The organism is Actinomadura napierensis (genome assembly GCF_039529375.1).
In the GTDB taxonomy this organism is placed as follows: Bacteria; Actinomycetota; Actinomycetes; order Streptosporangiales; family Streptosporangiaceae; genus Spirillospora; species Spirillospora napierensis.
The window spans coordinates 1-9,321 of the sequence record NZ_BAAAMR010000200.1 but is presented as its reverse complement, the minus strand read 5'-3'; the positions used below and the strand labels follow the sequence as shown (position 1 = coordinate 9,321).

Annotated in this window: 7 protein-coding genes; 2 read left to right on the top strand and 5 right to left on the bottom strand. The window is 74.0% G+C overall.

The genetic code is table 11. The features are described from left to right. From ABD296_RS47980 to ABD296_RS47970, 3 genes are all read right to left on the bottom strand, one after another. On the bottom strand, positions 1 to 1,227 hold a 1,227-nt coding region (locus ABD296_RS47980), incomplete at its 3' end, for a lipid II flippase MurJ (protein WP_344284723.1). Then, positions 1,224 to 2,594: an O-antigen ligase family protein gene (locus tag ABD296_RS47975; protein ID WP_344284720.1), complete on the bottom strand. Its 1,371-nt coding sequence runs from the start codon at positions 2,592 to 2,594 to the stop codon at positions 1,224 to 1,226. The genes ABD296_RS47975 and ABD296_RS47980, both read right to left, overlap by 4 nt. 146 nt (positions 2,595 to 2,740) lie before the next feature. Then, the gene (locus ABD296_RS47970) at positions 2,741 to 4,207 is read right to left on the bottom strand and encodes an exopolysaccharide biosynthesis polyprenyl glycosylphosphotransferase (RefSeq protein WP_344284717.1); all 1,467 of its coding nucleotides are present in this window, start codon (positions 4,205 to 4,207) and stop codon (positions 2,741 to 2,743) included. 660 nt (positions 4,208 to 4,867) lie between these two features. Here ABD296_RS47970 and ABD296_RS47965 point away from each other — a divergent pair. Further along, on the top strand, positions 4,868 to 6,103 hold the full coding sequence (locus tag ABD296_RS47965) for a L,D-transpeptidase (RefSeq protein WP_344284714.1): 1,236 nt from the start codon (positions 4,868 to 4,870) through the stop codon (positions 6,101 to 6,103). Between the two features lie 89 nt (positions 6,104 to 6,192). Beyond that, on the top strand, positions 6,193 to 6,810 hold the full coding sequence (locus ABD296_RS47960; protein WP_344284711.1) for a TetR/AcrR family transcriptional regulator: 618 nt from the start codon (positions 6,193 to 6,195) through the stop codon (positions 6,808 to 6,810). 10 nt (positions 6,811 to 6,820) lie between these two features. Here ABD296_RS47960 and ABD296_RS47955 read toward each other — a convergent pair whose 3' ends face one another. After that, on the bottom strand, positions 6,821 to 8,527 hold the full coding sequence (locus tag ABD296_RS47955; protein ID WP_344284708.1) for a GMC family oxidoreductase: 1,707 nt from the start codon (positions 8,525 to 8,527) through the stop codon (positions 6,821 to 6,823). Positions 8,528 to 8,686: 159 nt separating this feature from the next. Next, positions 8,687 to 9,321 (bottom strand): helix-turn-helix domain-containing protein (locus tag ABD296_RS47950; protein WP_344284705.1); only part of this gene is annotated, 635 nt, incomplete at its 5' end.

The window sequence follows — 9,321 nt, the reverse complement described above, 5'->3', positions numbered from 1 at the left end:
CGCCACCGTCCCGGCCGCGGCGGCGAGGCCCGCGCAGACGGCGGCGGTGACGGCGAGGCCGCCCGCGAGGACGCCGGCGGGCCGCCACGGCGGCCGGCTCCGCGCGAAGAACGCGCGGGCGGCGAGCCCCACCGTCGACTGCCCCCACAGCCCGAGCGCGTAGACGCGCAGGGTGGCGGCGGTGTCGCGGGTGTCGGCGGCGGTGAACTCGCCGTGCTGGAACAGCACCCGGATGACGGCGGGCGCGAACGCGATGAGGAACGCGGCGGCGCACAGCACCAGGCCGCCGGCGACGACGAGGTCCTGCTGGACGCGGCGGGCGACGCCGCCGGTGTCGCCGTCCGCCGAGGCGCGCGCGAGGCGCGGGAACGTCACCGTGACGATCAGCAGCGACAGCACCATCGGGACCTGCGCGACCTTCTGCGCGTAGTTGAGGTGCGAGATCGACCCGGCGGCGAGGCCGGAGCCGATGAACCGCTCGACGAACACCTGCGCCTGGCGGGTGACGGTGTAGACGACGACCGGCGCGACGGCGGCGAGGCCGAGCCGCAGGCTTGCGCGGTCCAGCTGCGGCGCGGCGTCCTCGCGCAGGCAGCGGACGAACGCGGGCAGCTGCACGGCGACCATGAGGACGCTGCCGCACGCGACGCCGATCGCCGCGCTCATGATGCCGACGAGCCCGGCGAACCCGGCGATCAGCGCGAGGATCCCGACGTTGTACGCGAGGTAGATCGCGGCGGGCGGCCCGAACCGGTGGTGGGCGCGCAGCGTCGCGCTCATGAACCCGGCGACGCCGAACGTGACGACGGTGAGCGCGGTCAGCCGGACGCAGCGCACCGCCGGCCCCGGCTGGGCCAGCCCCGGCGCGAGGACCTCGACGACGGCCGGGGCCGCGAACCCGAGCACCAGCGTGATGACGGTGAGGGCGGCGACCATCCGGGGCAGCGTCGCCGTGGTGAAGGGGCGCAGGCCGCCGCCGCGGGCGAGCAGCCGGGTGACGACCGGGACCATCAGCAGCGCCATCGCGTCCTCGATGAGCAGCGGTGACACGGTCTCGGGGATCGTCCAGGCGACGAGGAACGCGTCGGTGGCGCCGCTCGCGCCGAACCGGTGCGCCATCACCAGGTCGCGCACGAACCCGAGCCCGGTGCCGGCGGCGATCAGGACGCCCGACAGCGCGGCGGCCCGTCCGACCGAGCCGCCCCGCCGCACGTCCCGCGCCGTCATCCGCCGGCCCCGCCCGGCCGGCCGGTGGCGGTGCCGCGGCCGAGGCCGAAGGCGCGGCGGGCGGCGGCGCCGAGCAGCACGCCGGTGAGCACGCACGTCGGCCCGCCCATGTCCGCGTACAGGAAGTTGACCAGCAGGAACGTCATGAACGCGGCGCCGGTGAGCCAGAACGGGTCGCGCAGGTCGCGGCGCGTCCACAGGCCCCACAGGATCGCGGCGGGCAGCGCGGCGAACCCGGCGAAGCCCAGCACGCCCTGCTCGGACAGGACCAGCAGGTACTCCTCGTGCGGCGACAGCAGCGGCTGCCGCCGGTACCCGTTGACCGGGTCGTCGGTCTCGCTGCCGGACGACAGCTCGATGCCCGCGTAGGCGTCCCGGTAGGCGGGGAAGTTCTTCACGCCGACGCCGGTGACCGGGTGGTCGGTCCAGATCCGGCCGGCGGCGGCCCACAGGTTGTAGCGGTCGCTGACCGACTGGTCCGGGTCGTTCACCGAACTGGCGATAGACACAGACCGCTGGACGACCTCCCCGCCGCCGAGCAGCCCGAGCGCGAACAGCCCGAGCGCGGCGCAGCACACCGCCGCCTTCACCGCGAGCCACCGGTCGAAGACCAGCAGCATCAGCGCGACGGCGGCGCCGAGCGCGATCCAGCTGCCCCGGCTGAGCGCGAGCAGCAGCGCGAGCGCCAGCACGCCGAGCCCGGCGAGCGCCGCCGGCACCGCCGCGGCCCCGTACCGGGGCGCGACCAGCGCGAACGCCGTCAGCACGAGGAACGCGAACCCGACGACGATGGACATCGCCATGACGTCGGCGGCGCCGAAGGTGCCGACCGCCCGGACGTTCTCGCCGCCGATCGACGCGCCCGTCCCGGTGAGCGACTGCCAGATCCCGTACAGCGCCTCCCCGAGCCCGAGGCCGAGCACCGAGCCGAACACGATCCCGAGGTCGCGGCGGTCCCGGACGAGCAGCACGACCGCGAGCGGCACCAGCACGAAGATCTGCACGTCCCGCACGAACCCGGACATGCTGGACGCGATGTCGGTGGACGCGACCGTCGTCACACCGAACGCCACCGCCGCCGGCGCGAACGCCCAGCACACCCGGCGCGGCACCGCGATCCGCCGCGTCGCCACCAGCAGCGCGGCCGCCGCGACCAGCACGGCGCTCGCGACGTCGCCCGCGGTGACCTGCACCCCGGTGCCGTCCCCGCCGTCGCCGCCGGGCGGGACGCCGACGCACGCCACGGTCGCCGCGACCAGCCAGCTCGGCCGGCCGCGCAGGTCGGCGAGGACGCGCCGGGACACCCGCGCCGTCCGGCCCGGGTAGGGGGCGGCCGCCGTCGTGCGGTGCCGGGGCAGCGTCGTCATGCGTGCCGCTTGTGGGGGGCGACCCCCCACACCCCCCGGCAAAGGCAGCCGCATGCCCTCGCTCCGCTCGGTCATGCGTGCCGCTTGTGGGGGGCGACCCCCCACACCCCCCGGGAAAGGCAGCCGCATGCCCTCGCTCCGCTCGGTCATGCGGCGTCCCGGCAGAGCATCGCCCGCACGGTCAGCAGCAGGATGCGCAGGTCGGACCCGATGGTCCAGTGGTCGATGTAGTGGTTGTCGAGGCGGGCGCGCAGCTCGATCGAGGTGTCGCCGCGGAACCCGTGCACCTGCGCCCAGCCCGTCATCCCGACGGGGACGCGGTGCCGCAGCATGTAGCCGGGGCACGACCGGGAGAACTGCTCCACGAAGTGCGGGCGCTCGGGACGCGGCCCGACCAGGCTCATGTCGCCGCGGACGACGTTCCACAGCTGCGGCAGCTCGTCCAGCGACGTCCGGCGCAGGAACCGGCCGACCGGGCCCATCCGGTGGTCGCCCTCGACCGTCCAGCGGGTGTCGGACTCCTGCTCGTCCGCGGGCTTGAGGGTGCGGAACTTCAGCAGCACGAACTCCTCGCCGCCGCGCCCGATCCGCCGCTGCCGGAACAGCACGCCGGGGCCGCCCTCCAGCCGGACCGCGGCGGCGCACAGGGCCAGCACCGGCGCCGCCAGCAGTAGCGCGCACACCGCGCCGGTCAGGTCGAGCGCGCGCTTGGCGAGCCGCGCCGCCGCGCCGCGCAGCCGCCAGTCGACCCGCGCGCACGGCAGCCCGGCCAGGTACTCGCGCCGGGCGGGCGCGACCGGCACCACGTCCGACGGCGGCTGGACGAGCAGCGTCTCGCACGGCAGCCCGAACACCAGCCGCAGCACCGCGTCGAGCCGGCCGGGATGCACGTCCTCGGCGACGATCACCACGGTGTCGGCGCCGTGCTCCTCGACGAGCGCGGGCAGGTCGGCGGCGTCGCCGACGACGGGCTGTCCCGGCGCCGCGTCCGTCCCGCCGGCCGCGACCAGCCCGACCGGGGCGAGGCCGAGGTCGCCGCGCCCGAGCAGGATGTCGACGACGTGCTCGCTCATCGCGCCCGTCCCGACGACGAGGGCGGTGCGGGCGCGCGACCGGCGGCAGCGGTAGGTGCGCACGGCGGCGTTCCCGAACGCCCGCGCGGCCAGCGAGAGCAGGCCGGCGACCGAGGCGATCAGCAGCCACGCGGCCGTCCCGGCGCTCGACGGCGCCGCACCGGGCGTCAGGATGGGCAGCAGCGCGGCGGCCAGCGCGCCGACGACCAGCGTCCGCACCAGCACCGGGCGCGCGTCCGCCAGCAGCGACGGGCTGCGCCGGATCCGGTACAGCCCGCCCGAGGCGTTCAGCGCGATGACGGCGGCGGACGCGGCGGCGGGCAGCGCCCCGTCAGGGCCCGCGCCGCGCGCGACCGACACGGCGGCGGCCATCGCCCAGCCGTCGGCGACGGCGAGGCAGGCCGGGTAGAGCACGGCGATCAGCGCCGGGGTCCGGGGGCGGCGGCGCGGCAGCGGCGGGGACGGCGGATCCGCGAGGGGCGCCCCGGAGCCGACGGGGGCGCTCGAGTCGATGGAGGCGCTCAGCCCCTGGGCTCTCATCTCCCGCGTCCCTTCGCTGACAGGAACTCACCGGCAGGTGGCGGCGCCGGCTCCGCCGTGCCATGGCGCCGCGCGCATTCCCCGCCGCCGAACACGGGGTCCGCGAGCGGCCACGGCCCAGCATCGCAGCGGGAACCGGCGCCGATCGGCGCTTTTAACGAAGGCCACCGCAGTCTTGAATAGAAGATCGACACTGTCCGGGTGCTACCCACGTGACCTGCGGCGACGACCCCATCGCCGGCCATCGCTTTCGCCAAGAAACACCAAGGGCCGCGGTCCCGAGGCGGCCTTTGCATTTTCCTATCCCGGGACGCCGACGACGCCTTTCCTTTTCGCCCGACCCCGCGCCGATTGCGAGCAATGACATGCGTTCCGCCGCCCCGGCCGGCACCTCTGCCGCAGCCGCCGGCCGGTGCGGGCCGTCCCGCCGCGGTGAACGCTTGGGGCGCCTGCGGCGAAAGATGAAGAGAACCCCCTGCGCGACGCGAACCTTCCGGGCACGATGGACGTCACATGTGATCGGGCGTGGTGACCGGCCGTCCCCCCTGGTACGGGCCGGGCTCGAAGGGCCGTTCGTCAGCGATCGCGTTGCGGGGTCCGCGCTCCGCCGGGTTCGGGTGGGCTGGATGAGGGAGTACGGTGCGAGGGAAGTCGGTTGCGGTGGTCGCTCTGGTCCTGGGACTGGCGACGGCGTGCGGTGGCAGCGGCGGCGAGGGCGGGACGACCGCGGCGGGCGGTGAGGACGGCGCCCCCAAGGTGACGATCACCCCCGCGAACGGCGCCGGCAAGGCCCGCCCGGACGAGGGCGTGACGGTGGCGGCCGCAGGCGGCACGCTCGGCCAGATCTCGGTGCAGATGAAGAGCACCGCGTCCGGTAAGACGGTGCCCGTTACCGGCCAGCTGTCGGCGGACAAGCGGCAGTGGCACTCGACCTGGACGCTGCAGCCGGGCGTCAGCTACCAGGTGTCGGCCTCCGCCACCTCCCCCAAGGGCAAGGCCACCACGGCCACCAGCGCCTTCAAGACGAGCAAGGCGACGGCCGCCACGGTGATCAACAACGTGGTGCCGAGCGCGAACGAGACGGTCGGCACGGGCATGCCGGTCTTCATCCAGTTCAACAAGACGGTCCCGGTCAAGGCGCGCGCCGCGATCGAGAAGAGCATCGAGATCTCCTCGACGAAGCCGACCGAGGGCGCCTGGCGGTGGCTGGCGCCGGGCGAGTCGTTCAACGGCCTGCCGTCCCTGGTGTTCCGCCCGAAGCACCCGTGGGCGCCGCACCAGCGGGTCTCCGTCACCGTGCACTACGCCGGCCTGAAGATCGGCGACAACGTGTTCGGGAACAAGGACACCACCCGCTCGTTCAAGATCGGTGACTCGCACACCGTCCAGGTCAACGCCAAGACCGACCGCCTCGTGGTCAAGAAGAACGGCCGCACCGTCCGGTCCTGGGGCGTCAGCCTCGGCGCCGGCGGCGACGTCCAGTCCGACGGCGTCGACCACCTGCTCACCACCAGCGGCGTCCACCTGACCATGGACCACAGCCGCCTGGAGCGGATGCGCCCGCCGGGCAAGAAGAAGGGCGACCCGGGCTGGTACGACGAGAAGGTCCCGTTCGCGACCCGGATCTCCAACAGCGGCGAGTACATCCACCAGAACATGGACGACCCGACCTGCCTGGGCGACCGCAACTGCAGCCACGGCTGCGTCCGCTCCCCCGGCGCGGACGCCCAGTGGTTCTACGGCTGGTCCTACCGCGGCGACATCGTCACCATCACCGGCACGAAGCGGAAGCTGGATTGGTGGAACGGCTGGGGCTACTGGCAGATGCCGTTCGCCAAGTGGACGTCGGGCAGCGTCCTCGACAAGCCCATCACCACCGCCTCCCTCAAGGCCTGATCCCCTCCCTCACGGCGTTTACCGGGTGTTGGCCACGCCCATGCCCGTGCTTACGTTCCACCCGAACCGGGGCTACATAGCGTCGTCGTATGGGCAGTGTCATCACGCGGCAGCAGGTCATCGATGTCGCCACCCGCCTGTTCGGCGAACTCGGCTACGACGGAACCCCCATGCAGCTGATCGCGGACGCCCTGGGTACCGGGTCCACGGTGGTCGCCGAGGCGGCGGGCGACAAGCGCGCCATCTACCTGGAGGTCATGCGGCAGGCGTTCGAGGCCGAGCGGGACATGCTGGAGGCGGTCGTCGACCGGGCCGAACCCGGGCGGCGCGCCATCCACCAGATCGTCGACGGCTACCTGGACTTCCACCTGGCGCATCCGCAGAACCGCGCGCTGTGGGCGCACCGGTGGGTGGCCGACGCCGCCGACATCTCCGAGCTGGAGGACCACTACGCGCGGCCGCTGTTCCACCTGGCCATCCGCAAGATCCGCGACGTGGTCCCGCCGGACGTCAACCCGTTCTACCTGCTCGGCACCATGGTCTGGTGCGTGCACGGCTTCCTCGGCTCGGGCGTCTTCGAGCAGTCCCGGGGCATGCGCAGCGCCTTCGACCCGGAGATCATCGACTCGTTCCGCGAGCACATGCACGTCCTGATGGACCGGCTGATGAGCCCGCCGTGCCCGGACGCGGACACCGGTCCCCGCTGAGCGTCCCGGCTCAGACGAGCGGGAGGGCGGCGGGGGCGCCCTCGGGGACGGCCGGTGACCGCGGGGCGACGCGCTCGACGCGCTGGTAGGGGGCGCCGGGCTCGGGGCGCGGGTCCTTCTCGCCGCGGTTCGGCCAGAAGGCCATCGCCCGCTCGGCCTGCGCGGTGATGGTGAGGGACGGGTTGACGCCGAGGTTCGCGGTGACCGCCGAGCCGTCCACGATGTGCAGGCCGGGGTGGCCGTGGACGCGGTGGTAGGGGTCGACGACGCCGGTCTCGGGCGTCTCGCCGATGACGCAGCCGCCGATGAAGTGCGCGGTGGTCGGGATGTTGAACAGGTCGAACCAGGTCCCGCCGGGGGTGGCGTCCAGCTCGTCGGCCAGCATCCGGACGGCCCGGTGCGCGATCGGGATCCACGTCGGGTTCGGCTCGCCCTCGCCCAGCCCGGCTGACAGCCGGCGGCGGCCGAGCCGCCCGCGCTTCTCGCTGATCGTGATGGAGTTGTCGGCGGTCTGCATGACCAGCGCGATCACGGTCCGCTTCGCCCAGTCCTTCAGCGACAGGCCGCGCAGGATGACGGTGGGGTGCCGGGCGGCCTGCCCGAGGAACTTCAGCCAGCGGGGAGGGCCGCCGCCGTCGACGAGCAGCGTCCGGATGAAGCCCATCAGGTTGTTGCCGGCGCCGTAGCGGGTCGGCTCGATGTGGGTCTTGTCGTCGGGGTGGAAGGAGGAGGTGATGGCGAGGCCGGTGCTGTGGTCGACGTCCTTCTTGCGGTGCCACACCGTCATGCGCTCGACGCCGAGGAGCGCCTCGGAGTTGGTGCGGGTCAGCTCGCCGAGGCGGGGCGACAGGTGCGGCAGGCGGCCGGTGGCGCGCATCCGGTGCAGGAGCCGCTGCGTGCCGTAGGTTCCGGCGGCGAAGACGACGTGCTCGGCGGTCAGCGTGCGGCGCCGCTTGCGCAGCGGCGCGGTGTGCTCCGTCTCGATCGTGTAGCCGCCGCCGTCCAGCGGCGACACCGCCGTGACGGTGGTGTCGGGCAGCACCTTCACGCCGTTCTGCTCGGCCAGGTAGAGGTAGTTCTTCGTCAGCATGTTCTTCGCGCCGACGCGGCAGCCGATCATGCAGGAGCCGCACGCGGTGCATGTCGTCCTGCGGGGGCCGGCGCCGCCGAAGAACGGGTCGTCGTGGACCTCGCCCGGCCTGTCGCCGAAGTACACGCCGACGGGGGTCGGGTGGTAGGTGTCGCCCACGCCCATCCGGTCGGCGACGCGCTTCATCGCCTCGTCCGCCGGGGTGACGAGCGGGTTGACGGTGACGCCCAGCATCTTCTGCGCCTGCGCGTAGAACGGCTTCAGCTCGTCCTGCCAGTCGGTGATGTGGCCCCACTGCCGGTCCTTGAAGAACGGCTCCGGCGGCACGTACAGGGTGTTGGCGTACACCAGCGACCCGCCGCCGACGCCCGCGCCCGCGAGCACCAGCACCCCGGCCTTGCCGCCGACGAGGTGGATGCGCTGGATGCCGCGCATCCCGAGCCGCGGCGCCCACACGTACTTGCGCAGCCGCCAGGACGTCTTCGGCAGCGTGCGCTCGTCGAAGCGGCGGCCCGCCTCCAGGACGGCGACGCGGTAGCCCTTCTCGGCCAGCCGCAGCGCCGACACGCTGCCGCCGAACCCGGACCCGACGACGATCACGTCGAAGTCGTACGCGTCACCGGACATCGGACTACCACCTCACTGGACGGCCGAGCATGCGGTCCCCGACTATGGCGCCGCGCTCCGTCGCGCACCATGCACACCGTGCAACGATTCGGCGGCCCGATTGTCACAGGATTGACAAAAACGCGTGCGGTCGCGCGCCCCGGCGTCACATCGCTCGGTTCAACGGGCTGTGCCGCGACCGGCGAGCCGGGAGTGCAGGATCAGCTCCATCTCCAGGCAGCGGCGCGGGTCGCGCAGGTCGTCGCCGAAGAGGTCCTGCAGGTGGCGCAGCCGGTACCGGACGGTCTGCGGGTGGACGCGCAATCGGCGGCTCGCGTCGGCCGCGTTGAAGTTGTGCTCCAGCAGCGCCAGCAGCGTCTCCGCGAGCCGCTCCCGGCGGGCCGGCGGGACGGCGCTGAGCGGCGCCAGCCGGGTCGTGGCGGCGTCGTCGATCAGCTCCCCGGCCCGGGAGATCACGAGTGCGGGGACGTGCTCGGCGCTGCGGATCAGCCCGCCGTCCGGGATCACCCCGCGCGCCGCCAGCGCGAGGGTCTCGCGCGCCCACCGCAGCGAGTTCGCCGCGCGCGCGAGCGGCACCGCGGGCCCGATCGCGACCGACCAGTCGCGCAGCAGCGCGTCCGGCAGGCCGGGCCGGCCGGGGCCGTCCGGGTCGGGGACGAGCAGGCACGGCTCGGGCGCCGCGAAGTCGCACAGCAGGCCGCCGGCGACCGCGGCGGGGGTTCGGCCGGCGTCCTCGCGGCGCTGCCGCGCCACCGCGACCGCCACCGTCCGCGGCAGCGGCCAGCGGGCCTCGG

What these genes read in the sequence shown, in the direction of transcription:
- ABD296_RS47975 (WP_344284720.1), bottom strand. Translation starts at nt 2,594, where the DNA reads ATGACGACGCTGCCCCGGCACCGCACGACGGCGGCCGCCCCCTACCCG.
- ABD296_RS47970 (WP_344284717.1), bottom strand. Translation starts at nt 4,207, where the DNA reads ATGAGAGCCCAGGGGCTGAGCGCCTCCATCGACTCGAGCGCCCCCGTC.
- ABD296_RS47960 (WP_344284711.1), top strand. Translation starts at nt 6,193, where the DNA reads ATGGGCAGTGTCATCACGCGGCAGCAGGTCATCGATGTCGCCACCCGC.
- ABD296_RS47955 (WP_344284708.1), bottom strand. Translation starts at nt 8,527, where the DNA reads ATGTCCGGTGACGCGTACGACTTCGACGTGATCGTCGTCGGGTCCGGG.